Source organism: Actinomadura miaoliensis (genome assembly GCF_039536785.1).
Classification (GTDB): Bacteria; Actinomycetota; Actinomycetes; order Streptosporangiales; family Streptosporangiaceae; genus Spirillospora; species Spirillospora miaoliensis.
Genome location: NZ_BAAAZG010000059.1, coordinates 160,970 through 185,841, shown reverse-complemented (window position 1 = coordinate 185,841; position 24,872 = coordinate 160,970). Strand labels below are relative to the sequence as shown.

21 protein-coding genes are annotated in these 24,872 nt (G+C 72.5%); 16 read left to right on the top strand and 5 right to left on the bottom strand.

What is annotated here, in order from left to right:
- Positions 1–19: 19 nt before the first annotated feature.
- Positions 20–868, bottom strand: a complete 849-nt coding sequence (locus ABD811_RS37585) for an SDR family oxidoreductase (RefSeq protein WP_344957334.1) — start codon at positions 866–868, stop codon at positions 20–22.
- Positions 869–1,041: 173 nt separating this feature from the next.
- Here ABD811_RS37585 and ABD811_RS37580 point away from each other — a divergent pair, with 173 nt between their 5' ends.
- The 5 genes from ABD811_RS37580 to ABD811_RS37560 all read left to right on the top strand — a co-directional run bounded on the left by ABD811_RS37580 (position 1,042) and on the right by ABD811_RS37560 (position 6,710).
- A complete protein-coding gene (locus tag ABD811_RS37580; protein WP_344957332.1) occupies positions 1,042–1,815 on the top strand; it encodes an SDR family oxidoreductase in 774 nt (257 codons plus the stop codon).
- A 7-nt stretch (positions 1,816–1,822) separates the two neighbouring features.
- On the top strand, positions 1,823–2,587 hold the full coding sequence (locus ABD811_RS37575) for a crotonase/enoyl-CoA hydratase family protein (RefSeq protein WP_344957330.1): 765 nt from the start codon (positions 1,823–1,825) through the stop codon (positions 2,585–2,587).
- 157 nt (positions 2,588–2,744) lie between these two features.
- The gene (locus ABD811_RS37570; RefSeq protein ID WP_344957328.1) at positions 2,745–3,485 is read left to right on the top strand and encodes a response regulator transcription factor; all 741 of its coding nucleotides are present in this window, start codon (positions 2,745–2,747) and stop codon (positions 3,483–3,485) included.
- Positions 3,486–3,489: 4 nt separating this feature from the next.
- Complete coding sequence (locus ABD811_RS37565; protein ID WP_344957326.1) at positions 3,490–5,184, top strand: sensor histidine kinase; 1,695 nt, start codon at positions 3,490–3,492, stop codon at positions 5,182–5,184.
- A 356-nt stretch (positions 5,185–5,540) separates the two neighbouring features.
- A complete protein-coding gene (locus ABD811_RS37560; RefSeq protein ID WP_344957324.1) occupies positions 5,541–6,710 on the top strand; it encodes a S1C family serine protease in 1,170 nt (389 codons plus the stop codon).
- A gap of 113 nt (positions 6,711–6,823) precedes the next feature.
- On the opposite strand, the gene ABD811_RS37555 is transcribed toward ABD811_RS37560, so the two are convergent.
- Positions 6,824–7,660, bottom strand: coding sequence for an oxygenase MpaB family protein (locus ABD811_RS37555; protein ID WP_344957323.1), 837 nt, complete (start codon positions 7,658–7,660; stop codon positions 6,824–6,826).
- 96 nt (positions 7,661–7,756) lie between these two features.
- Between ABD811_RS37555 and arfB the strand changes: the two genes are divergently transcribed.
- The gene (gene arfB / locus ABD811_RS37550; protein ID WP_344957321.1) at positions 7,757–8,182 is read left to right on the top strand and encodes an alternative ribosome rescue aminoacyl-tRNA hydrolase ArfB; all 426 of its coding nucleotides are present in this window, start codon (positions 7,757–7,759) and stop codon (positions 8,180–8,182) included.
- Positions 8,183–8,215: 33 nt separating this feature from the next.
- On the opposite strand, the gene def is transcribed toward arfB, so the two are convergent.
- Together def and ABD811_RS37540 are read right to left on the bottom strand one after the other, a co-directional pair.
- Complete coding sequence (def, locus tag ABD811_RS37545) at positions 8,216–8,779, bottom strand: peptide deformylase (protein ID WP_344957319.1); 564 nt, start codon at positions 8,777–8,779, stop codon at positions 8,216–8,218.
- A 132-nt stretch (positions 8,780–8,911) separates the two neighbouring features.
- Positions 8,912–10,078 carry a DivIVA domain-containing protein gene (locus tag ABD811_RS37540; protein WP_344957317.1) on the bottom strand — a complete coding sequence of 389 codons (1,167 nt, stop codon included), beginning with the start codon at positions 10,076–10,078 and terminating at the stop codon, positions 8,912–8,914.
- A 292-nt stretch (positions 10,079–10,370) separates the two neighbouring features.
- On the opposite strand from ABD811_RS37540, the gene ABD811_RS37535 reads away from it, so the two are divergent.
- From ABD811_RS37535 to ABD811_RS37515, 5 genes are all read left to right on the top strand, one after another.
- Positions 10,371–10,892 carry a gamma carbonic anhydrase family protein gene (locus ABD811_RS37535; protein WP_344957315.1) on the top strand — a complete coding sequence of 174 codons (522 nt, stop codon included), beginning with the start codon at positions 10,371–10,373 and terminating at the stop codon, positions 10,890–10,892.
- 190 nt (positions 10,893–11,082) lie between these two features.
- Complete coding sequence (locus tag ABD811_RS37530) at positions 11,083–15,123, top strand: AAA family ATPase (protein ID WP_344957313.1); 4,041 nt, start codon at positions 11,083–11,085, stop codon at positions 15,121–15,123.
- 285 nt (positions 15,124–15,408) lie between these two features.
- Positions 15,409–15,594, top strand: coding sequence for a hypothetical protein (locus ABD811_RS37525; protein WP_344957311.1), 186 nt, complete (start codon positions 15,409–15,411; stop codon positions 15,592–15,594).
- Positions 15,595–16,002: 408 nt separating this feature from the next.
- Positions 16,003–16,620: a DUF47 domain-containing protein gene (locus ABD811_RS37520; RefSeq protein ID WP_344957309.1), complete on the top strand. Its 618-nt coding sequence runs from the start codon at positions 16,003–16,005 to the stop codon at positions 16,618–16,620.
- Positions 16,617–17,780, top strand: coding sequence for an inorganic phosphate transporter (locus ABD811_RS37515; RefSeq protein WP_344957307.1), 1,164 nt, complete (start codon positions 16,617–16,619; stop codon positions 17,778–17,780). The genes ABD811_RS37520 and ABD811_RS37515 overlap by 4 nt, the downstream gene beginning before the upstream one ends.
- Positions 17,781–17,857: 77 nt before the next feature.
- Here the strand turns inward: ABD811_RS37515 and ABD811_RS37510 are convergent, their stop codons facing one another.
- Positions 17,858–19,534, bottom strand: a complete 1,677-nt coding sequence (locus ABD811_RS37510; RefSeq protein WP_344957305.1) for a bifunctional metallophosphatase/5'-nucleotidase — start codon at positions 19,532–19,534, stop codon at positions 17,858–17,860.
- 122 nt (positions 19,535–19,656) lie between these two features.
- Here ABD811_RS37510 and mshD point away from each other — a divergent pair, with 122 nt between their 5' ends.
- The 5 genes from mshD (at position 19,657) to pstB (ending at position 24,779) form a co-directional block, all read left to right on the top strand.
- Positions 19,657–20,559: a mycothiol synthase gene (gene mshD / locus ABD811_RS37505; protein ID WP_344957303.1), complete on the top strand. Its 903-nt coding sequence runs from the start codon at positions 19,657–19,659 to the stop codon at positions 20,557–20,559.
- A 266-nt stretch (positions 20,560–20,825) separates the two neighbouring features.
- The gene (gene pstS, locus ABD811_RS37500) at positions 20,826–21,932 is read left to right on the top strand and encodes a phosphate ABC transporter substrate-binding protein PstS (protein WP_344957301.1); all 1,107 of its coding nucleotides are present in this window, start codon (positions 20,826–20,828) and stop codon (positions 21,930–21,932) included.
- Positions 21,933–22,024: 92 nt separating this feature from the next.
- Positions 22,025–23,005 (top strand): phosphate ABC transporter permease subunit PstC, encoded by a 981-nt coding sequence (gene pstC / locus ABD811_RS37495; RefSeq protein WP_425549502.1) that lies wholly within the window; start codon positions 22,025–22,027, stop codon positions 23,003–23,005.
- A gap of 5 nt (positions 23,006–23,010) precedes the next feature.
- Positions 23,011–23,919: a phosphate ABC transporter permease PstA gene (gene pstA / locus ABD811_RS37490; protein ID WP_344957437.1), complete on the top strand. Its 909-nt coding sequence runs from the start codon at positions 23,011–23,013 to the stop codon at positions 23,917–23,919.
- An 83-nt stretch (positions 23,920–24,002) separates the two neighbouring features.
- Positions 24,003–24,779: a phosphate ABC transporter ATP-binding protein PstB gene (gene pstB, locus ABD811_RS37485; RefSeq protein ID WP_344957299.1), complete on the top strand. Its 777-nt coding sequence runs from the start codon at positions 24,003–24,005 to the stop codon at positions 24,777–24,779.
- Positions 24,780–24,872: the final 93 nt, after the last annotated feature.

Sequence of the window (24,872 nt, the reverse complement as noted above, 5' to 3'; positions counted from 1 at the left end):
CGGCCGGGGCGGCGGGCGGTCAGCCGGGGTGGATCTCGCCGCCGGCGGGGACGAGGGTCTGGCCGGAGTAGTAGGACGACAGGCGGCCCGCCGCGAAGAAGACGTAGGACGGGGCGATCTCGTCGGGGTCGGCGGCGCGGCCCATCGGGGCCTGGGCGCCGAAGCTCTCGACGCGCTCCTCGTCGAAGGTGGCGGGGATCAGCGGCGTCCACACCGGGCCGGGCGCCACGCAGTTGACGCGGATGCCGCGGTCCATGAGGTTCTGCGCCAGCGACTGCGCCAGCACCATGGCCGCGGCCTTGCTCGCCGAGTAGTCGATGAGCGTCTTGTTGCCGCGCAGCCCGTTGATCGACCCGGTGAACACGATGGCCGACCCCTCGCCCATGTGCTCCAGGGCCTGCTGGACGATCCAGAACAGGCTGAGCACGTTGACGTCGAAGGTGCGCCGGAGCTGGGCGTCGTCGATCTCCCGGATGTCCTTGACCGGCTGCTGGGTGCCGTGGTGCAGGACGAGCACGTCCAGGCCGCCGAGCTCGCGGGCGGCGTGCTGGACGACCTCGCGGCAGTGCCGCTCCTCGGCCAGGTCGCCGCCGAAGGTGTGGCAGCGGCGGCCCTCCCGTTCGACCAGGCCGGCGGTGTGCCGGGCGTCGTCGTCCTCGTTCAGGTAGGTGATGGCGACGTCGGCGCCCTCCTTGGCGAACGCCACCGCCACCGCGCGGCCGATGCCCGAGTCGCCGCCGGTGATCAGGGCCTTCTTGTCCTTGAGCAGGCCGCTGCCGGTGTAGCCGCGCATCTCGTCCCGGGGCTCGGGTGTCATCTCCCCGGTCCGGCCTGGGTAGGGCTGGCTCTGCGCGGGTCGTTCGCTCATGGGTCCCCCTCGCGGTAGCTGGTCCTGAGGAACCGGGCGTACGGTACGGAACCGGGTGCCCGGCGCACGCGGGGCGGGTGCCCGGCGGGGCGGGGGCCAAACATGACCCGTGGCGTGACCCTTCGGTAACATCGGCCCGAACCAGATTCGGTCCCTGACGTAAGGTGCTGCTTATGGACCTGAACGGAGTTTCCGCCGTCGTCTCCGGCGGTGCGAGCGGCCTCGGCGAGGCCACCGCCCGTGAGCTGGCCGCCAACGGCGTGAAGGTGGTCGTCGCCGACCTCCAGGAGGACAAGGGCAAGGCCCTGGCCGAGGAGATCGGCGGCGTGTTCGTCAAGACCGACGTGACCGACGAGGCTCAGGTGCAGGCCGCCGTGCAGGCCGCCGTCGACAGCGGCGCGCCCCTGCGCGTCATCGTCAACAGCGCCGGCATCGGCTGGGCCTCGCGCACCGTGGCCCGCGACGGCAGCCCGCACGACCTGGGCGCCTTCGAGACCGTCATCCGCGTCAACCTGATCGGCACCTTCAACCTGATGCGCATCGGGGCGGCGGCGATCGCCAAGACCGACCCGGCCGACGAGGACGGCCTGCGCGGCGTCGTCATCAACACCGCCTCGGTCGCGGCGCTGGAGGGGCAGACCGGCCAGGTCGCCTACTCGGCGTCCAAGGGCGGCATCGTCGGCATGACGCTGCCCGCCGCCCGCGACCTGTCGGCCATCGGCGTGCGGGTCAACACGATCTGCCCCGGCATCATCGACACGCCCATCTACGGCACCGGCGAGGCCGCCGAGGCGTTCAAGGCCAAGCTGTACGCGCCGGTCCCGTTCCCCAAGCGCATGGGACGGCCGTCGGAGTTCGCGCACCTGGTCAAGGCGCTGATCGAGAACGACTACATGAACGGCGAGACCGTCCGCTTCGACGGCGGCATCCGCTTCCAGCCGAAGTGAGGAACGCATGAGCGAAGCTGTTCTCACCGAAGAGGACGGCGCCGTCCTCATCATCACCATCAACCGTCCCGAGGCCAGGAACGCGGTCAACGGCGCGGTCGCCCAGGGCATCGCCGCCGCCCTGGACGAGCTCGACTCGCGCAAGGACCTGTCGGTCGGCATCCTCACCGGCGCGGGCGGCACGTTCTGCGCGGGCATGGACCTCAAGGGCTTCCTCACCGGGGACAACCCGATCGTGGAGGGCCGCGGGTTCGCGGGGATCGTCGAGCGGCCCGCGGCCAAGCCGCTGATCGCCGCGATCGAGGGCTATGCGCTGGCGGGCGGCTGCGAGGTCGCGCTGGCCTGCGACATGGTGGTGGCGGCGCGGGACGCCAAGTTCGGGCTGCCCGAGCCGTCGCGCGGGCTGGTGGCGGCGGGCGGCGGGCTGCTGCGGCTGCCGCGCCGCATCCCGTACCACATCGCCATGGAGATCGCCCTGACCGCCGACAAGTACCCCGCCGACCGCATGGCCGAGCTGGGGTTCGTCAACCGGCTGGTCGAGCCGGGCGAGGCCCTGGCCGCCGCCAAGGAGCTGGCGCTGAAGATCGCCGAGAACGCTCCGCTGGCGCTGGCCGCCACCAAGAAGATCATCGTCGAGTCGGCCGACTGGTCGGACGAGGAGGCCTGGCAGAAGCAGGGCGAGATCGTCATGCCCGTCTTCGGCTCCAAGGACGCCCAGGAGGGCCCGGCCGCCTTCGCCGAGAAGCGCAAGCCGGTCTGGAAGGGCGAGTGACCCTTCCGTAGCCGAACCCGGACGCCCGGACGGCCTCGCGCCGCCGGGCGTCCTCGGTTGTGGAGGCGGCGGTCCTCGGCGAAAGCTCAGCGCGCTTTCAGGTTGCGTTCAGGTTGGCTTGTCACCCTCTGGGATGATGGACGAGGGGGACGTGTCAGTGGCTGAGCGAACGCCGAACAACGCCGCGGGCGGCGCCCGGGCGCCGGAGGCGCTGCTGCTCGTCGTCGAGGACGAGCCGAACATCCTGGAGCTGCTGGCGGGCAGCCTGCGCTTCACCGGCTTCGAGGTGATCACCGCCACCAACGGCGCGGACGCCGTCCAGGCCGCCCAGCGGCACCGTCCCGACCTGATCGTGCTGGACGTGATGCTGCCGGACTTCGACGGATTCGACGTCGTGCGGCGGCTGCGCTCGGGCGGCACCCGCACCCCGGTGCTGTTCCTGACCGCGCGCGACGCCGTCCAGGACCGCATCAAGGGCCTCACCATCGGCGGCGACGACTACGTCACCAAGCCGTTCAGCCTGGAGGAGGTCATCGCGCGGATCCGCGCGGTGCTGCGCCGGGTGCGCGACGGCGTGCCCGAGCCCACGCCGCGCATGGTGTTCGCCGACATCGAGCTGGACGAGGACAGCCACGAGGTGTGGCGCGGGGGCAAGCCCGTCCAGCTGTCCCCGACCGAGTTCAAGCTGCTGCGCTACTTCATGGCGAACGCGGGCCGCGTGCTGTCGAAGGCCCAGATCCTCGACCACGTGTGGAACTACGACTTCCGCGGGGACGCGGGCATCGTCGAGTCCTACGTCTCGGCGTTGCGGCGCAAGGTCGACAACGTCGAACCACGGCTCATCCACACCCTGCGCGGTGTGGGCTACGTCCTGCGCATGCCCCCCAACGGGGGCTGATCCCATGCCAGCCCCGGACCAGCCGAGGGGCCCCGACTTCGTCCCGCCGGACGACCACCGCCCGGCCGACCCGGGCGCCCCCGCGCCCACCCGGCCCGTTCAGGGGGGCGGGGCCACCCGCCCCGACGGCGTCGCGCCGGTCGGGTACGGCGGCGGGCCTCTTCCCGGCGGCGCGGGAGGTTACGGCGCGGCGGGCCCCGGGTGGGCGGCGCGGCTCGCCGAGCGGCTGCGGGCGGTGGCCGGGCGGACGTCGCTGCGGGTCAAGCTCATCGCCGGAATGCTGGTGCTGGTCACCCTGGGGTTGACGGTGATGAGCGTCGCCTCCGTGTACGTGCTGCGCGAGTACCTGATCGACCGGGCGGACGTGCAGCTGAACGCGGCGGTGGAGCAGGCGATCGGCCAGGTCGTCCCGCAGCTGCGCCGTCCCGCGACCGACATCGGCATCCGGGTGCCCAGCGAGATGTACGCCCAGGTGCGCAGCGCCGACGGGCAGATCCTGGACGAGGAGGCCGCGTTCGGCGAGCGCGGCACGCCCCGGCTCCCGGCGAACCTGGACGGCCGCATGAACCAGCCGTTCACCGTGCGGGGCAACGGCGGGTCGGGAGCGAGCTGGCGGGTGCTGGCCGAACCGCTGCCCGGCGGCTCGATCCTCGTCGTCGGGCTGAGCCAGGACGAGCTGCAGCGCACCGTGGGCCAGCTCATCGCCATCGACGCGACCGTCGGGGTGCTGGTGGTGGGCGTGCTGGCGGGCGTGGGCGTGTGGGTGGTGCGCGCCAGCATGCGCCCGCTGGCGGCGATCGAGCAGACCGCCGGGGCGATCGCCGCCGGGGACCTGTCGCGGCGGGTGCCGGACGCCGACCCGAGCACCGAGGTGGGACGGCTCGGCAGCGCCCTGAACAGCATGCTGGCGCAGATCGAGGCGGCGTTCCGTGCGCGTGCGGAGTCCGAGGCGTCCGCGCGCCGGTCCGAGGAGCTGGCGCGGCGCTCGGAGGAGCGGATGCGGCGGTTCGTCGCCGACGCCAGCCACGAGCTGCGCACCCCGCTGACGGCGATCCGCGGGTTCGCCGAGTTCTACCGGCAGGGCGCGGCGCGTTCGCCCGACGAGCTGGACCGGCTGATCGGCCGCATCGAGGACACCGCGTCCCGGATGGGCCTGCTGGTGGAGGACCTGCTGCTGCTCGCGCGGCTGGACCGGCAGCGTCCCATCGAGCGGCGCCCGGTCGACCTGCTGGCCGTGGCCGCCGACACCGTCCAGGAGACCCGGATGGTCGCCGCCGACCGCGAGATCGAGCTGTCGGTCAGCGGCGAGGTGGCGTTCCAGGTGATCGGGGACGAGGCGCGGCTGCGCCAGGTGCTCGGCAACCTGCTCACCAACGCCGTCACGCACACGCCCGCCGGCACGCCGGTGGAGGTGCGGCTGCGTCCGGGCACGTTGCGCGACGCGCCCGCGGCCGTGCTGGAGGTCGCGGACGAGGGGCCCGGCCTCACCCGCGAGCAGGCCGAGCGGGTCTTCGAACGCTTCTACCGGGTCGACCCGGCGCGCGGCCCGCAGACCCGCAGCAGCAAGCACGCCGGGACCGGCCTCGGCCTGGCGATCGTGGCCGCGCTGGTGGCCGCGCACGACGGGGCGGTGGAAGTGGACTCCGAGCCGGGGCAGGGCGCGGTGTTCCGGGTGCTGCTGCCGCTCGCGCCGGACTGAGCCCTTCCGCACTGAGGCGTTCGGCGCTGAGTCGTTCGGCACCGAGTCGTTCGGCGCCGGCCCTGGGCGAAGTTTGAGGAACGATTCAGGAAGCGTTCAGGTACGTGCGATTCGGTGGCTGTCACAGGGCGCCCTCCGGGGCACGGGCCGTGCCGGCGGAGGCGTGCGCCCTGGCCAAACGCCACCGTGACCGGGAATCGCGCGAACCGCCCGCCCGCGCCGATTCCCGGTCACGGTCTTTGTTCGTGATCTTCAGGGCCGGCCGGAATTGTTTTCAGGTGACTTTCAGGAACGGCTCAGGGACATTCCAGCCCGGTGGCGCATCATCGTCGGTAAGTGAACGACAGGGGGATGAGATGAGCGCCGACCAGCCGAACTTCGCTCCGTATGGGGAGCGGGGGCAGGGGCAGCCGACCCCGCAGCCGCAGCCGGGCCCGCAGCCCGGCCCCCAGACAGATCCGCAGGCGGATCCGCAGGCAGGCCCGCGGCACGACCCGCAGGGCGCCGCCGCCGACACCGGGCCGCAGCCGCAGCAGGCCCCTCAGGACGGGCCGCAGGCCGCGCCGTACGCAGGGCCGTACGCCGGGCCCCAGGCAGGACCGCAGCCGCAGTGGCGGATGCCGCAGTTCGGGCCGCCCGCGCCGGGCATGCCCGCGATGACGCACCCGCCGGCGGGTGCTTCGGGCGGTGTCTGGTGGACGGCGCGCCGCAGGATCGCGGCGGTCGGGGCGGCGGTCGCACTGGCGCTGGGCGCGGGCGCCACCGGGGCGGTGACCGCGCTGGCCGTGTCCGGCGGCGAGACGGTGTACTCCAGCCCCACCGCGGTGTCCGGGGCGTCCAACAAGAACGCGACGGCGACCGCGCAGACGGCCGCGGCCGTGCAGCCCAGCGTGGTGTCCATCCAGGCGCAGACCGCCACGGGGCAGACCGCCGGCGGGTCCGGGGTCATCCTGCGATCGGACGGCGTCATCCTCACCAACGCTCACGTCGTCGAGGACACCGACCAGATCGCGGTGAAGTTCAGCGACGGCAGGACCGCCTCGGCGCGGCTGCTGGGCGCCGACTCCAGTCACGACGTCGCGCTGATCAAGGCCGAGGGCGTGTCCGGGCTCAAGCCCGCCACGCTCGGCGACAGCGGCGCCCTGGCCGTCGGCGACCCGGTGCTGGCCGTGGGCAGCCCGCTGGGCCTGGACGGCTCGGTGACGTCCGGGATCGTCAGCGCCCTCGGCCGCAAGATCCAGGAGGGCGACTCGCAGGAGCAGGCGCCGGGACTGCCGCCCTACCTGCGGGGCCGGCTGTCCCAGCAGCAGACCACGGTGATCGAGAACGCGATCCAGACCGACGCGGCCATCAACCCCGGCAACTCCGGCGGCGCGCTGGTCAACGCGGCCGGGCAGGTGGTGGGCATCAACACCGCGATCGCCACCTCCGGCAACGGCTCGGGGAACATCGGCGTCGGGTTCGCCATCCCGATCAACGACGCCAAGAAGATCGCCGACAAGATCATGGCCGGCGGCGGCGTCTGACCGGCCGGAGGGGGAGAGAGCGCCGCGCCGTGCCGGGTCCGTCTAGGGGGTTCGGGCCCGGTCGCGGCGCGGCATGGGGGGAGGCGGCCGCGTGATCCCGGTGGGGGTCGGGATCACGCGGTCGTGCCGCCGTGCGCGGCCGGACGGCGCGGCGCCGGCATCCTGGCCAGCATCTCGCGCGTCGTCCTCAGGTAGTGGTCGCGGGGGAACGTCCGCACCCGCAGCGGCAGCCGTGGATACACCGTCCGCAGGGTGCCCATGAGCAGGTGGAAGCGGCGTTCGCGGGCGGCGTCCCATGGCCATCCGTACTGCTCGCGGATCGGCGCGGGCGTCAGCCCGGCGGTCAGCAGCCGGATCGCCGCCAGTCCGGGTTCGGCGGCGCGGCCGAACGGCAGCCTGGGGTACAGGACCTGCCGGGCGATGGCCCGGGACGCGTCGCTGATCTCCAAGGTCTGGATCATGTGCGCGTAGTAGGCGCGGAACTCGGGGTAGGCGGCGGGCATCCGCTCCTCGGGGCAGCCCAGGATCGTCGCGAAGACCTTCGTCTGCCGGTAGTACTCGTCCAGTTCCCGCTCGGTGAACGCGCGGCGGAACAGGTACTGGTGGAGCTGCGCCGCGACGGCGAACAGCGTGGCGGCCACCCACACCTGCAGCTCGGGGTCGTCCGCCCGGTAGCCGGGCCCGGTGACGCGGCCGTGGGCGCGGCGCACCAGGGCGCTGAACCGCTCGGCCTCGTCGCGGTCGCCGAACACCACCGCGTACACCCAGCCCATGGTCATCCGCAGCCGCCGCAGCGGGTCGCCGGCGGTGTAGCTGTGGTCGTAGACGCCCTGGGCGACGCCCGGGTGCGCGGTCTGCAGCAGGGACGCGGTGCCGCCGGCCGCGATCAGCACGCCTTCGCGGGAGACGACGCGGATCAGGTCGCCGTCCCGGAACAGTCCCTCGCTCATACGGCCAGTGTAAGTGCCTACTTGCGTACGGGGGTGTGGTGGTCGCCGGGGAAAACGAGGCGACATGATCCGGGACGAGCGGGGATAATCTGGCCCATGCCCGAGCAGATCCGCGTCCGCGACTCGTTCTCCGTGCCGGAGTCCGAGCTCGCCTGGCGCTTCTCCCGCGCCTCCGGGCCGGGCGGGCAGCACGTCAACACCAGCGCCACCGCCGTCGAGCTGTCGTTCGACGTGGCGGGCTCACCGTCCATCCCCGAAACGCTGCGGCGGCGGGCGCTGGACCGGCTGGCCGGACGCCTCGTGCGCGGCGTGCTCACCATCCGCGCCGAGGAGCACCGCTCCCAGCTACGCAACCGGGAGGCCGCCAAGGCCCGCCTGGCCGCCGTGCTCGCCGAGGCCACCGCGCCGCCGCCCAAGAAGCGCATCCCCAAGAAGATGCCGCGCGCCCTCAACGAACGCCGCCTGGAGAACAAGCGCCGCCGCTCGGAGATCAAACGGCAGCGCGCGTCCCGCTGGTACTGACCTGGCGCCGGTGGGGGCTGGTGCCGGCCGGGGTCACGCGGACGCCGAGCGGATGGCGCGCATGGCCTCCCGGCGCTCCTCGCCCGACAGCGTGTCGACGTAGACCTCGCCCCGCAGGTGGCCGCACTCGTGCTGCAGGCAGCGCGCGAAGTAGCCGGTGCCCTCCACGCGGACCGGCCTGCCCTTGACGTCCACGCCCTCCACCACGGCGTGGCCGTACCGGGGCGTGTCGAACCGCAGGCCGGGCAGCGACAAGCAGCCCTCCGGCTCCACCAGCGTGTCGCCGTCCGCCGCGACCAGCACCGGGTTGATCACGTGGCCGACATGGCGGCGGTCCCGGTCGTCGAGGCAGTCGTAGACGAAGATCTGCTGGGCGACGCCGATCTGGTTGGCCGCCAGCCCCGCGCCGTCCGCCTCGTACATCGAGGCGAACATGTCGTCGACGAGACGGCGCAGCGCGGCGTCGAACGTCCGTACCGGGTCGCACTCGGTCCGCAGCACCGGGTCGCCGAGCCGCCGGATCGGCCGGACGGTGCCCCGCCCGCCGTCCCCGCGCCCGCGGCGCCGTGCGTCACGTATGTCGGCCGCCTTGCTCATGACGGTGATCCTACAAAGCGCGACGGCGCCCCGCCCGAAGCGGCGGAGCGCCGTGCACGCGTGCGATGCGTCGTGTGATGTGTCGTGTGAGGTGTCTTCCGATGCGTCCCGAACCCCCGGATCCGGTACGGATCAGCTCGGATCGAGCGGGCCGCGGCCCGCCTGGGGCGGCACCGGGCCCGGGCCGTGCGCGGCGCCGGGGCCGCCGGGCCGCGCGATCTCGGGGTCGTCCACCGGGCCGGGCGCGTGCACCTGCGGCGCGGGCTTGACCTGCTGCGGGGCCGGCGCCGGCGCGGGCGCGTCCACGTTCGCGGGGTCGGGCTCGGGCTTCTTCAGCGGCGTCGCGGGGGCCGCGGCCTGCGGCGCGGGCGGGGCGGCGGGCTTGCCCACACCGGTGCCGCCCACCGACGACGCGGACGGAGCGGACGGAGCGGACGGAGCGGAGGGAGCGGAGGGAGCCGACGGAGCCGACGGGGCGGGCTTGGCCGCCGGGGCGGGGGCGGCCGGGGCCTTGGCCGCGGCGGGCGGCTTGGCCTGGGCCGGGGCCTTGGCCTGGGCCGGTGCGGCGGCCGGGGCGGCCTGCTTGCGCTGCGGCGCGGCCGGCTTGACCGCGTCCTCGACCATCTTCTCCAGCGGCCCGGCCTCGTTCTCGGCCGTCAGCAGGCGGTTGAGGGTCTCGCTTATCTCGGTGAGCCGCTGCAGCGCCGTGGTGTGGTTCTTGGTGAGGTGGTTGAGCCGCTGGGTGGCGCCCTCGTTGATGACGCTGGCGCGGCGCTCGGAGGCGGTCAGCGTCCGCTCGGCCTCCAGCCGGGCGCTGGTGACCGTCTGCTCGGCCTCGGACTTGGCCGCCGACAGCACGCTGTCGGCCTCCTTCTTGGCCGACGCCAGCACCTGCTCGGCCTTCTCCTGCGCCTGGGCCACGTCCCGGTCGGCGCGGGAGCGGGCCTCGTCGATGATGCGCCGCGACTCGTTCTCGGCGTCCTTGCGGATCTCGGCGCCCTTGGCCTCGGCTTGGGCGACCTTGTCCTTGGCCTCGTCCTCGGCCAGGTTGATGATCTGGCGGAGCCGGTCGGACAGGTCGTCGCCGGTGGGCTTGCGCGCCTCGCGCAGCTCGGCCATCTCGCGCCGGGTGCGCTCGACGTCGTCCAGCGCGCGGGCCAGGCGCGCCTCCAGCTCCTGGATCTTCTGCTGGCTGCGCGCGATGTACTCGTCGACCTGGCGGCGGTTGTAGCCGCGCATGACGATCTCGAAGTTGTCCTCACGGAGGAGGTTCGGCAGGATTTCCGCTTCGTTGCTCATGGTGCCTTGGGGGGTCGTCGCCGGGGTGTCACCCCGTCGGGTTCGGGGACTGCACGGGCTTCTACGTCGCTCACTGCGTCGTGAGGGGTGGGCGGGACGTCGCTAAGGGTAGGGAACGTCAGAGTTGACTCTTGTCCGCCCCACCCCGTTCGCGCAACCGGAATGCCTGTTCTCGCTGCTGTTTCTTGTCCCGCGCCACATCGGCACGTTAGCCGCTCCACCGAAAAGCCCGGATATGTCCGAGGCGCCCCGTGCGCGTGTCCCGGCGCGGGGCGGGCCTAGCATCTGCGGCATGAGCTATGTCGGTTCGTTGGGCGAGGACGCGCCGCGCATCCATCCCGAGGCGTGGGTGGCGCCGGGCGCGGTGGTCGTCGGCAAGGTGACGCTCGGACGCCGGTCGAGCGTCTGGTACGGGTCGGTGCTGCGCGGCGACGACGAGGAGATCATCGTCGGGGACGAGTGCAACATCCAGGACCTGAGCTGCCTGCACTCCGACCCGGGGGTGCCCGCCGTGCTGGAGGACCGGGTGAGCCTCGGGCACAAGGCGATGGTGCACGGTGCGCACGTGGAGGCCGGGTCGCTCATCGGCATCGGCGCGATCGTGCTGAACGGCGCGCGGATCGGCGCGGGCACCCTGGTCGCGGCCGGGGCGCTGGTCCCGCCCGGCAAGAAGATCCCGGCCGGGGTCCTGGTCGCCGGGGTGCCGGGCAAGATCGTCCGGGAGCTCACCGACGACGACCGGCTCGTCCTGCGCTACACCCCCGACACCTACATGGAGAAGGCGCGGCGGCACCGCGAGGCCTCCTGGGAGTGACCGTTCCCCGCCCATATGGCCGTGCCTGCCTGCGATGACGCCCCTTTTGCGTTGATCGCCGGAGTGGCGGCCCCGTCATGCTGACTACGATGACGACGTGGTGTGGGGACCGGGCTATGGCAACGCTCCGCCGCCCAGCCCCCCGAGGGGGCAGGATCCTTTCTCGGCGGCTGAGCACGACACGAAGGCGATGGTGGCCGCCGGTTGGTGGGCGTCGGCCCCTCCCCAGCAGCGCCAGCACGCCCTCAGCGGACGGGTGCTGGTGCTCCCGGACGGCACCCGCTGGCTGTTCGGCGCGTGGGCCCGCTGGTACCGCCTGCACCCCTCGGACGGCCAGTGGTACCTGTGCCCGCCCCCGCGCTCGCCGCAGATCCGCATGGCGGCGCGTCCCGCCCAGCACGCGGCGATGGGGCAGATGCCCGCGCTGCCTCCCCACGTCATCCCGGCGGGGCCGGACTTCTCCTACGACGCCCCGGCGGCACAGCCCTTCGTACGACGCTCGTTCCTGCCCGACCTGACGTCCCAGGTGCGTTCGACGGTGGAGTCGGCCGCCGCGCTGCCCGTCGCCGAGTACCCGCACACGTGGCAGCAGTTCACGCCGCAGACGCCGTCCACGGTCGCCGCCGCCTGGGGCGTGCTGCTGTGGTGCGCGCCCGCCCCCGTTTTCGACGCGCGGATGGACGAGCAGATGCTCGACCTGTGGCGTCCCTACCGCGCCAAGCCGCTTCCCCAGGTGGACGGGCCGCGCTGGCTGACGCCTCCGTCGCTGGAGTCACTGGCCGGGCTGTACGCGGAGCGGCTCCGGGCCAGCCGCGTGGACGCCGCCGTCGTGGTCCTGCGCACGATGTGGGCGGTGGCGAGCGCGCTACGCGAGGACGTCCGTTTCCGGGCGCGCGCCGACGCGCTGCTGGCCATTCTCGGGGTGACGCTCAGCAACCCGACGGTCGACTATGACGTGCTGCCGTACGGCGACCAGGCCCTCGTCCAGCAGTGGCTGACCCGCTGCCCCCCGCACCTGGTGCCCGCCCTACGCGACGAGAGCTCCCCCGGTGACAACTTCCGCCACGCCTTCTACAACCTGGCCGAGGTGGTGGGGAAACTCTCCGGGCAGCACGCCGACCCCGCCTACATCGAGCCGCGTCTGGTTGGCGCCGCGCTGCTGGCCGCCGACCTGAACGTGGTGCGCAGGGACGTGGCCGGGAACATCGTCCCCTGGCTCGACCCAGAGATCCGGTACACCGTGCAGGCGGTGCTCGACCAGCAGGGCCATCCGTTGCGGCGCCTCTGGCCGGAGGACCTGCGCCTGCCCGAGCCGCTTCGTTCGGCGATCTCCCGGGGGGACGACGCCGAAACCCTGCTGGCCGCGATGTACGCACTGGATCTGGCGTGGTGCAGGCTGGCCGGGGGGATGCCCGCGCGTCCCCGTGGGTTCCCCGTGCCGAACGCCGTCATCGCCAGGATCATCGGGCGGCACCGCGTGCGCGCCACGGCGTCGGCGGCGACGGTCGCGCCTCTGTCGTCCGCGTCCCCGGCGCAGCCGTCCCACGACCCGTCGTTCGGGGCGTCGCCGTCGTTCGGTCCCATGAGCTCGCAGGGGCAGCCGGGGCTTCCGCCGGGTGTGCCGTCCGGTTCCTCCGGCGGGCCGAGCCGGCCCGACCGGCCCTTCGTGCAGCCGCCCGCGGACGCCGACCGCAGGGAGCGCCGTGACCTGGGCCGGATGCAGCCCCCGGCGCCGAACATGTCGTACTCGCCTCCCGAGCCGCCGATGTCGGCTCCCGAGGAGGACAAGGAGCCCGAGAGCGTCGCCCCGCCCTACACCGAGCTCGGATTCCAGCGTCCGGGCATGCCGAGCCCGGCGAGCCCCGCCGCGCCGCCCGGCCCGGGGGGTTCGCCAGGGGACGCGGCCGCCGTCTACGACATGCCCGCCCCCGCCGCACCGGAGCCGTACAGGGCGCCCCAGCCCGCCCAGCCCCAAGCTCCGCAGGGCCAGCCTGCCCAGCCTCAGCCTGCCCAGCCTCAGCCTGCCCAGGCCCAGGCGCCGCAGCTTCAGCCTCCGCAGCACCCGCAACCGGTGGAGGAGGAGCAGCAGGCGGAGAACGCCGCCCCGCCGTACACCGCGCTCGGCTTCCAACGCCCCGGGGCGCCCTCCGCGACGCCACCCGCGGCCTCCCAGGGGCAGCCTGTGCCCCCCGCCCCTGTCCAGCCCGCGCAACCCGCACCGCCTGCCCAGCAGGCCGCCGAACCCGCCCCGCCCGTCCAGCCCGCGCAGCAGAGCCCGCCTCGCACGCGCGTCTTCAGCGGCGACGACCTGCAGGGCATGGACGAGCAGGAGCAGTCCCAGCAGCCTCCCCGGCCGTCCGGGGGAGACGCCGGCGGCCCCGGCACCCGGATCATGTCCGAGACCATGGTCGGCAGCTTCGACTTCCTGGAGGACACGCCCGCCCCCGACCGGCCCGTCCACGAGATCCCCCCGCCGCGCGTCCAGGAGGAGGACCGGCGCGTCCTGGAGCGGTACGGCATCAGTTTCGTGTCCGGGTCGCAGGACGCGGGCGAGCTGCTCGACGAGCTGCGCGCCCAGGTCGAGGAGTGGAACGCCCCCGCCGGGTCGGACGTGGAGGCCACCCGCGTGGACCGTCCGGGCGGCGCGGGCGATCCCATGACGCGCGTCGACAGGCCGTCGCAGCGAGCGTCGCAGCGAGCGTCGACGACGGGCCTGACCCGCGTGGACGGCGGAGCGGCGCCCGGCCCCGGCGTGCCCAGCGTGCTGCTGGTCGGCAGCCCGCACACCGGCCAGCGGCGCCTGGCCCGGCTGATCGCCCTCACGCTCGCCGAGGCCGGCCTGGGCGACGGCGCCATCCGCGCGGTCGACGCCGAGGACGTGCGCGCCGCGCCCGCCGAGCGCACCGCGCACATCCTCACCAGGCAGGGCCCGACGATCCTGTTCGAGCGGCTCGACGTCGCCATCGACGCCGCGCCCGACCCCAGGGCGGTCGTCGGCGCCGTGCGCAGGGCCCGGCTCAGCCCGGCCGCGAGCACGGTGCTGATCGCCACGTGCGACCCCCGCGCGTTCCGCCGCCTGCGCGAGGACCACCCCAAGCTGGTCGAGGTGTTCCGGGTCTTCCGCATGCCCGACCTGACCGACCTGGACCGGCGCATGACGCTGCTGCACGTGCTGGCCGGGGAGCGGCGCGTCACGCTCGGGCCCGCCGCGCTGGAGGTCGTCCACGCGGACCTGGACCGGCTGCGCGGGCCCGGCGACCTGGTCAACGCCCGCCTGGTGGAGGCCTACCTCGACCAGGCGTGCCAGCGGCACCTGGAGCGGGCCGGCAGCGCCTCCCGCGACCGCCTGGTGCTCACCCCCGACGACTTCGACGGCGTCGCCGAGGGCATCGAGCCCGCGCTGCGCCCGCCCGGCGACGTCGACGGCTACCTCGGGCGGCTGGACGGCCTGTACGGGCTGGACGAGGTCAAGGCCACCGTCCGGGAGCTGCTGGACGAGGCCGAGGTCGAGGCCGAGCGGGTGCGGCACGGGATGCGCGGCCAGGCCGACCGCAACCTGATCTTCGTGGGCCCGCCCGGCACCGGCAAGACCACCGTGGCCGGCCTGCTCGGCGGGATGTACGCCGCGCTGGGGCTGCTGGACGCCGGGCACGTGGTGGCCTGCCGTCCGGTCCACCTGGCCGGACGCGACGCGGTCGACGCCGAGGACCGCGTGCACGCCATGGTGGACCAGGCCATGGGCGGCGTGCTGCTGATCCAGGAGGCGTACCGGCTGGACCGCACCCCCGCCGTGGTCAACGAGCTGATGCGCTGCATGGCCGAGCGCGGCGACCGGTTCATGGTGGTCTGCTCCAGCCCGGCGGCGGAGATGGAGGGCTTCCTGTCGGGCAATCCCGCGTTCCGCGGCCGGTTCGGACGCGTCGTGGAGTTCTCGGGCATGGACGACCGCGACCTGGTGCGGCTGTTCCAGGACTACGCCGAACGCGACCTGTACGTGCTGGACGAGGAGCTGCGCGTCGAGCTGCTGACGCGCTTCGAGCGGCTGCGCCAGGACGCCTCGTTCGCCTACGCCCGCACCGTCCGCGAGCTGTTCGAGCAGACCGTGGCGCGGCAGGCGGCGCGGCTGGCGGGCGTGGACGTCAACGCCGCGACCGTGGCCCGGCTCACCGTCCGCGACCTGCCCGAGTCGTCGCTGCAGCAGATGATGGGCGAGCTGCGTCCCGGCCAATGACCGCCGCGGACGCCCCGTCTGTCCGCCCGTCCTGTCCGTCCTGCCTGCCCCGATGCGTCCCGGCCGCGCGGCGCCGCCGACCGTCCGGTTCGGCCTGGTCCGTACCGGCGGGCCATGTCTTGACATAGGCGGACTAGGCCGGGAATGGCACGCATCATCCCTACGGCGCCCGGGAAGACCGGGCAAAGAGAGTGACCCCCGAATGGCCCGCTTGGGTCATGTGCCGTCAGGGGGCGGACGCGTAGCCTCGACGGTGGGTGCGGGGAACGAACGGAGGTGGACGCGGTGCGCCAGCAGGATGTCGACCTGCGCGTCCACGACCGTGTCGCGCTGGACGAGATCGAGCTCTACGCCGAGATGCTCAGCGCGGTCGCGGCGGCCGAGGGGCCGCTGACGCTCGCGGAGATCGACGTGGTGCTCGGCGTGCGTTCCGACGGAGGCGGTCGTCGCGAGCTGATGCCACGGGACTAGCCGGCACCGGACTGGCTACTGGAGACCGGGATGTGCCGGGGGACGCGGGACGCGCCCCCGGCACATTTGCGTCCGGCCTACCGCCGCCCCCCGACCGCGACCTTCGACCCCCACGAGCCCGCTCGAACGCCCGGCAGGCCGTCGGAAGCCCCCGGGCCTGGCCGGAAGCGGGCTGTAACGAATCTCACGCGGTCTGCCGTGGCCCCCCGCGACCGCCCCTCCGCCGCCCGCCGTGGTGATCCATCCGCCCAGATGGCGGGCTTTGGCGGGAGTGTGCACCTCTTGATCTCGGGCATCTTCTAGGTGAGAGGATGGGGACCGGCAGCCGAAGGAGGGGCAAAGGTTCTTTTTACCGCTGGTTGCCCCTACGATCCTCAGCGGACCGTTCCGGCACTTCAGGAGTACGACGTGCGCTTGCGTCTCACGCCGCGTGAGGACAGCTTCTACGACATGTTCGCCGACTCGGCGAACAACCTGGTCACCGGCGCCAGGCTGCTCGTGGAGCTCATCAGCGACGGCGCCGACCGGGAAGGGATCGCGGAGAAGCTGCGCGCCTGCGAGCACGCGGGCGACGAGTGCACTCACGCGATCATGCGCCGGTTGAACGAAACGTTCATCACGCCGTTCGACCGCGAGGACATCTACCGGCTGGCCTCCACCATCGACGACGTCATGGACGCCATGGAGGAGGCGGCCGACCTCGTCGTCCTGTACCAGATCGACGAGCTGCCCAAGGGCATCGTGAACATGGTCGAGGTCCTGGAGCGGGCCGCCGAGCTGACCGCCGAGGCGATGCCGCGGCTGCGCTCGATGAAGGAGCTCAACGAGTACTGGATCGAGATCAACCGGCTCGAGAACCAGGGCGACCAGGTCTACCGCAAGCTGCTGGCCACCCTGTTCAGCGGCGAGTACGACACCCTGACGGTGATGAAGCTGAAGGAGGTCATCGACCGGCTGGAGGAGGCGGCCGACGCCTTCGAGCACGTGGCCAACACCGTCGAGACGATCGCGGTCAAGGAATCATGAGCGCGGCCGGCAATCCGGGGGCGACGCTGGCCGCCAAGGACGCCGGACCCGGGGCCGAACCGTCGCTGGCCGAGCAGGCGCGCCGGGGGCCGGGCAAGTTCTGGCTGGCGCTGCCGATCGGGATCATCGCGGTCATGCTGGCCGGGGCGCTCGGGCTGCGCCAGGACGCCCAGACCGCGGTGCTGGTGCTGGTCGTGGCCGTCGCGCTGGTCTTCGACTACACCAACGGGTTCCACGACGCGGCCAACGCCATCGCCACCTCCGTGTCGACGCGGGCGCTGACGCCGCGGGCGGCGCTGCTGATGGCCGCGGTCATGAACATGGTCGGCGCGCTGCTGGGCGTGGAGGTCGCCAAGACCGTCAGCGAGGTCATCACCCCGCCGACCGGCCTGCACGGCCTCACCGTGGTCGCCGCCGGAGTGCTCGGCGCGATCACCTGGAACCTGATCACCTGGTACTTCGGGCTGCCGTCGTCGTCCTCGCACGCCCTCATCGGCGGCGTGGTGGGCGCCGGGCTGGCCTCGGCGTCCTCGGTGAACTGGAGCAGCGTCGTCGACAAGGTCGCCATCCCGATGGTGGTGTCGCCGGTCGTCGGGTTCTGCCTGGCGTACCTGGTGATGGTGGCGATCCTGTGGATGTTCCGGCGGGCGCACCCCAGCCGGATAGGGCGCCGCTTCCGCGTCGCCCAGTCGCTGTCGGCGGCGTCGATGGCGCTCGGGCACGGCCTGCAGGACGCCCAGAAGACCATGGGCATCATCGTGCTCGCGTTGGTCACCACCGGGCACGACACCGGCGGCACGGTGCCGCTGTGGGTGATCGTCTCGTGTGCGGGGGCGCTGTCGCTGGGCACGTACGCGGGCGGCTGGCGGATCATGCGGACGCTGGGCCGCAAGGTGATCGAGCTGGACCCGCCCAAGGGGTTCGCCGCCGAGGCGACGGCCTCGATGATCCTGTACGCGACCGCCTACATCTGGCACGCTCCAATCTCCACCACCCACACGATCACCTCTTCGATCATGGGGGTGGGCGCCACCAAGCGGCTGTCGGCGGTCCGCTGGGGCGTGGCGGGCAACATCGTCACCGCCTGGATCCTCACCATGCCGATGGCCGCCGCCGTGGCCGCCGTCGTCTACTGGCTCGTCCACTTCTTCGGAGCCTGATCCGCCGCGTCCCCCATGCCTCCGCGGGCGGGGCCGCCCGGCGCCGTGCGCGCCGTGAGCGGCCCCGCCCGTTCGGCTCACCGGCCGGAGATGCGGTTCAGCGTGGGCGGGGAGATGGGCGAGCTCGTCTCCAGGTACTTCTGGAAGGCGTCCAGGTCGACGGGGCCGAGCACCGGGTTCTTGTCCTCGGTGAAGACGGTGAAGCCGTCACCGCCGCCGAGCAGGAAGTTGTTGGCCGCCACCTTGTAGGTCGCCGCCGGGTCCACCGGCTGCCCGTCCACCGTGATGCCGGAGACGCGGTCGCCGACCGGCCTGGACCGGTCGATCGTGAAGCGCAGCGTCGACGACGGCTGCAGGATCTTCTCGCCCGCCGACGTCCACTGCTGTTCGAGCAGCGCGTCGAGCTGCGCGCCGGTCAGCGACGCCACGCCCATGATGTTGCTGAACGGCTGCACGGCGAACGCCTCGCCGTAGGTCACCACGCCGTCGCCCTCGGAGCCGGACGCGGCGTAGGTGAGGTCCGCGCGCACGCCGCCCGGGTTCATCAGCGCGACCTGGGCGCCCTGGTCCTTCATCGACGCCAGCTGCGCGTCGGCGATCACGTCGCCCATGGCGGTCTCCCCGGTCGGGGACGGCGCGCGGGTGAGGTCGGCGGTGATCCGCCCGATCGGCTTGTTCGCGACCGGCGCCACCCGCTCCTTCCAGGTCTTGACGAACTGGTCGATCTCGGGGTCGGGCGGCACGTCCCGGGTGACGACGTGGTTGTCGCCCTTCAGCGAGGAGCGGACCACGTCGCGGGTGCGCCGGTCGACGCGGAAGTCGACCTGGGTGACGACGCGGCCGAACGACGAGCCCGAGGAGTACAGCCGCGGCTGCCCCTTGGGGTCGGTCACCTTGCACACGTACTGCTGGTGGGTGTGCCCGGACAGCACGACGTCGATCTCGGGGTCGGCGTCGCGGGCGATGCGCGTGCCCGCGCCGGGCACCACGCCGCAGGCGTCGGGCCGCTGCCCGGACGGGGCCTGGTCGCCCTCGTGGACGAGCAGCACCATGGCGCGCACGCCGCGGCGCTTGAGCTCGGCCGCGGCCCGGTTGGCGGCGGCGACCTCGTCGTCGAACTTGAGCCCCTGGATGCCGGAGGGGGTGACGATCGTGGGGGTGGTCCTGGTGACCACGCCGATGAACCCGACCCGCACACCGTTGATCTCGCGGATCGTCCACGGCCTGATCGCGGGCCTGTTCGTCTGCTCCTTCAGCACGTTGGCGCCGAGGTAGTCGAACCTGGCGCCCTTCCACGCGCCCGCGGGCGAGCAGCCGTCGACGGGGTGGCAGCCGCCGTTCTGGATGCGCAGCAGCTCCTTGTAGCCCTCGTCGAACTCGTGGTTGCCGACGGCCGACGCGGTCACGCCGACCTTGCCGAGGAACTCCACCGACGGCTCGTCGTGGTAGGCGGCCGAGATCAGCGGCGAGGCGCCGATCAGGTCGCCCTGGGCGACGGTGACGGTGTTGCGGTCGGCCAGGCGCTTGAGGTGCGCGGCGATGTACGCGGCGCCGCCGGCGGGGACGGACGCGCCGTGCTCGTCCACGGCCGTGCCGGAGCTTCCCGTGGGCGGTTCCAGGTTGCCGTGGAAGTCGTTGAGCGCGAGCAGCCGCACGGGGGCGGTGGGTCCGTTCTGGGCGGCGGCGGGCTGCGCCGCCACGCCCACCGCCAGGCCCGCGAGCGCGACCGCCAGGGTGATTCGTCGTCGGGTCATGCGGGCACCGTAAGCCAGCCGGACGTACGGGTACATGCAGCCCAATGACGTTTCCGTGACGGTTTCGTCAGGGCGGCGGGTGCGTCGGCCCGACCACTCCGCGCGCCGCATAACCTGTGATCATGAGCGGTGTGGCGGTGCGGCGGACGCTGGCGGAACCGGAGATCGCCGAGGTGACGGCGCTGGTGGCCGCCGCCGAGGAGCACGACGGCGTGGGCCCGCTGTCCGAGCACGCGCGCCTGTGGCTGCGCCGCGCGCACGAAGGCCCGGGCGGGCCGCGCGCCCTGACGATCATCGCCGACGGCGCCGTCGTCGCCTACGCGCACCTGGACCCGGCGACCGGCGAGGAGAGCGCGTCCGCCGAACTGGTCGTCCACCCGGCCCACCGGCGCCGCGGCCACGGCCGGGCGCTGCTGCGGGCGCTGCGCGAGGAGACCGGCGACGGGCTGCGCGTGTGGGCCCACGGCGACCTGCCCGCCGCCGCGGGCCTGGCCGGGTCCGAGGGCCTCGCGCGCGTGCGCGCGCTGTTCCAGATGCGCCGTCCCGCCGCCGACCCGCTGCCCGAGCCGCGCCTGGCCGAGGGCGTGCTGCTGCGCGCGTTCGAGACCGGCCGCGACGAGAAGGACTGGCTGCGGGTGAACGCCCGCGCCTTCGCCGACCACCCCGAGCAGGGCGCCTGGACGCTGGACGACGTGCTCCAGCGCGAGCGCGAGCCGTGGTTCGACCCGGCCGGCTTCTTCCTGGCCGAGCGCGACGGCGCGCTCGCCGGGTTCCACTGGACGAAGATCCACTCGGACGGCGTCGGCGAGGTGTACGTCGTCGGCGTCGACCCCGCCGCGCAGGGCCTCGGCCTCGGCCGCGCCCTCACCCTGGCGGGCCTGCGCTACCTGCGCGAACGCGGCGTGCCCGAGATCATGCTGTACGTCGACGAGTCCAACACGGCGGCCGTGCGGCTGTACGAGTCGCTCGGCTTCACCCGTCACGCCGTCGACGTCATGTACGGCGCCGGTCCCGGCGCGGCGTAGGGAACCCGCCGCCGCGGCCGGACGTGGCCTGCGGTGTTAACCCGCCGTCTACGCCTAGGCGAGACAGTTTTTTTAACGTTGCCTGACCCAGTTCACCGTCCGTTCACCTTCTCCAGGGTGACTGGTCACCTCCTCTGCCTAACTTCTCACCCGACGGTGACCCCATGGGCCCAGACGGACCGCCGGCACCCGGCGGTCGGACGGGGTGGGTTGGTCGGGTGTGACCAGGACGGGGCGCCGCCCGACGACTAAGAGGAGATTGACCGGTGAAGAACGGTTCTCGGTTGGCCGCCCTGGGCGGTGTGGTGGTCGCCGGGGCTCTCGCCCTGAGCGCCTGCGGCAGTGACGCCAACACGACCGCCACTGCCAGCAACGCACCCACCGGCAACATCGACTGCGCCAGCGGCATGGTCAACGCGGCCGGGTCCAGCGCGCAGAAGAACGCCATGGACGAGTGGGTCAAGCAGTACACGGCCAAGTGCTCGGGTACTCAGATCAACTACAACCCCAACGGTTCGGGCGCGGGCATCAAGGCTTTCACCGACGGTCAGGTCGCCTTCGCGGGGTCCGACTCGGCGCTCAAGCCGGAGGAGGTCACCGCCGCCAAGCAGCGCTGCCAGGGCGGCAACGCCGTCAACCTGCCGATGGTGGTCGGCCCCATCGCGGTGGTCTACAACCTTGACGGCGTGGACGGCCTTCAGCTGTCCCCGGAGACGGTCGCCGGCATCTTCAGCGGCAAGATCAAGAAGTGGAACGATCCGGCGATCGCCAAGGAGAACTCCGGCGCCAAGCTGCCCGGCACCGACATCAAGCCGGTGTACCGGTCGGACGAGTCCGGCACCACGGAGAACTTCACCAAGTACCTCAAGGCCACCGCGCCCGGCGCGTGGACCGCCGAGCCCGCCAAGAAGTGGCCGTCCAGCGGCGCCGGGCAGGGCGCGGCCAAGTCCGACGGCGTGAGCGGCCAGGTCAAGAGCACCGCCGGGACGATCTCCTACGTCGAGATGTCCTACGCCCACAACCTGAAGCTGAAGACCGCCAAGATCAAGAACGGTGCGGGCGAGTACGTCGAGCTGTCGGCCGACAGCGCGTCCAAGGCCCTGGCGGGCGCCAAGCAGGTCGGCACCGGCAACGACGTCGCCCTGGAGCTCGACTACGCCACCAAGACGGCCGGCGCCTACCCGATCGTCCTGGTGACCTACGAGATCGCCTGTGAGAAGGGCCTGCCGGTCGAGCAGGCGAAGTTCGTCAAGTCCTTCCTGAACTACACCTCCAGCGCCGACGGCCAGAAGGTGCTGACCAGCGTGGGCTACGCGCCGGTTCCGCAGGAAGTGCTGAGCAAGGTGCAGGCCACCGTGAAGGCCCTGTCCTGAGATCGGACCCCAGTGACCGCAGCCCCGCCGCCGAGGACCTCGGCGGCGGGGCACGCCTGGGTTTCGCCTAGTCAGTGAAGGAGGATCCCCCCGTGACCACCGACACGGGCGTGAAGAGCACCGCCGCGGCCAAGGGCCGCGTCCGCGGAGCGGCCATGAGCACCGGACGCGCCGGTGACAAGATCTTTGTCTCGGCCGCACGGGGTTCGGGGATCCTCGTGCTGGCCATCATGGCGGCCATCGCCGTCTTCCTGATCTGGAAGGCGATCCCCGCGCTGCGGGAGAACGAGGCCAACTTCCTCACCAGCGAGGAGTGGGACCCCAACGGGACCACGCCCCGGTTCGGCATCGCCCAGCTGGCGTTCGGCACGGTGATCTCCTCGCTGCTGGCGCTGGTCATCGCGACGCCGGTGGCGATCGGCATCGCGCTGTTCATCTCGTACTACGCGCCGCGGTCGGTGGCGGGCCCCCTGGGCTACCTGGTGGACCTGCTGGCCGCCGTGCCCAGCATCGTGTACGGGCTGTGGGGACTGCTCGTGCTGGCCCCGCACATGGAGGGCGTCAGCTCGTTCCTCAACTCCGTGCTCGGCTGGATCCCGCTGTTCGGCGGCGACAGCCCCGGCAAGAACTCGATCTTCACCGCGTCCGTGGTGCTGGCGATCATGATCCTGCCGATCATCTCGTCCATCTCCCGCGAGGTGTTCCTGCAGGTGCCGCGGGCGCACGTGGAGGCGGCGCTGGCGCTCGGCGCCACCCGCTGGGAGATGATCCGGATGTCGGTGCTGCCGTACGGCCGGTCCGGCATGATCGGCGCCTCCATGCTGGGGCTCGGCCGGGCCATGGGCGAGACGATCGCCGTGGCCATGGTGCTGACGTTCGTGCCCGGCATCAACTGGCACCTCCTGGAGGACGGCGGCACCACCTTCGCCGCCAACATCGCCAACAGCTTCGCCGAGGCCACCGAGACCGGCCGCGGCGCGCTGATCGCCTCCGGTCTGGTGCTGTTCGTGATCACGCTGATCGTCAACATGGCGGCGCGGGCCGTCGTCGCCCGCCGCAAGGAGTTCGTGTGACCACCCTGACGAAGCCCACCGACGACCTGCCGCCCGCGGCCCGCGGCTCCATCGGCTCGGTCTCGGCCGCACGCAAGCTCAAGGACCGGATCGTCCAGGTCCTGGTCTACGTCGCGTTCGGGCTGGCCGTCGTGCCGCTGGTGTCGGTGCTGTGGACCGTGCTCACCAACGGCCTCGGCCGCCTGGACGGCACCTTCCTGCAGTTCTCCATGAACGGCGTCGGCGGCCGCGACGAGGGCGGCGGCGCCTACCACGCCATCCTCGGCACCCTGGAGCAGGTCGCCATCACCAGCTTGATCGCGGTGCCGATCGCCGTGCTGACCGCCGTCTACCTGGTCGAGTACGGCGGCAACAGCAGGCTGGCCCGCGCGGTCAGCTTCTTCGTGGACGTCATGACCGGCATCCCGTCCATCGTGGCCGGCCTGTTCGTGCTGGCGCTGTGGCTGCTGACGTTCGGGTTCACCTACTCGGGGTTCGCCGGGTCGCTGGCGCTGACCATCCTGATGATCCCCACGGTGGTGCGGGCCACCGAGGAGATGCTCAAGCTGGTGCCCAACGACCTGCGCGAGGCGTCGTACGCCCTGGGCGTGCCGCGCTGGCGCACGGTGTGCTTCGTGGTGCTGCCCACCGCGCTGACCGGCATCATCACCGGCGTCATGCTGGCCGTCGCCCGGGTGATGGGGGAGACCGCCCCGCTGCTGCTGACGATCTTCTTCACCAAGGCGATCAACACCAACCCGTTCGAGGGGCCGCAGGCCGCGCTGCCCACCTTCATCTGGGAGCAGGCCGGCGACCCCAACCAGGCGTCCATCGACCGGGCGTGGACCGGCGCCCTGGTGCTGATCCTGCTGATCATGCTGTTCAACCTGGGCGCGCGGCTGGTCGCGCGGGTCTTCCGGCCGGTGAGCCGCTGACCGTCCCGCCGGAAGACGATCCGACCGCGATGCGGCCGCGCGAGGCGACCGCACAGTAGGACCCGATAGGAGCGATTCCCCCCATGGCCAAGCGGATCGAAGTGTCCGGACTGCACGCCTACTACGGCGGCGTCCACGCCATCGAGGACATCTCGATGACCATCGAGCCGCGCTCGGTGACGGCCTTCATCGGGCCTTCGGGCTGCGGCAAGTCCACGTTCCTGCGCACCCTCAACCGGATGCACGAGGTCATCCCCGGCGCCCGCGTCGAGGGCAAGGTGATGCTGGACGACGAGGACCTGTACGGCCAGGGCGTCGACCCGGTGGCGGTGCGGCGCGTGGTCGGCATGGTGTTCCAGCGCCCCAACCCGTTCCCCACCATGTCGATCTACGACAACGTGGCCGCCGGGCTCAAGCTGAACGGGGTCCGCCGCAAGCGCCAGCTCGACGAGATCGTCGAGGAGTCGCTCAAGGGCGCCAACCTGTGGAACGAGGTCAAGGACCGCCTGAACAAGCCCGGCGCGGGCCTGTCCGGCGGTCAGCAGCAGCGCCTGTGCATCGCCCGCGCCATCGCCGTGCAGCCCCAGGTGCTGCTGATGGACGAGCCGTGCTCGGCGCTGGACCCGATCTCCACCCTGGCCATCGAGGACCTGATCGCCAAGCTCAAGAGCCAGTACACGATCGTCATCGTGACGCACAACATGCAGCAGGCCGCCCGGGTCAGCGACCGCACCGCCTTCTTCAACATCGCCGGCATCGGCCAGCCCGGCAAGCTCATCGAGATCGGCGACACCAGCAAGATCTTCACCAACCCCGAACAGAAGGCCACCGAGGAATACATCACCGGCCGCTTCGGCTGACATCGCGCGGTGGCTTGACCACGTGGTGGGGTGCCTTGCCGTCAGGCAAGGCACCCCACCACGTGAAGGGTTTTTGGTTCGCTCCAGTGAGGG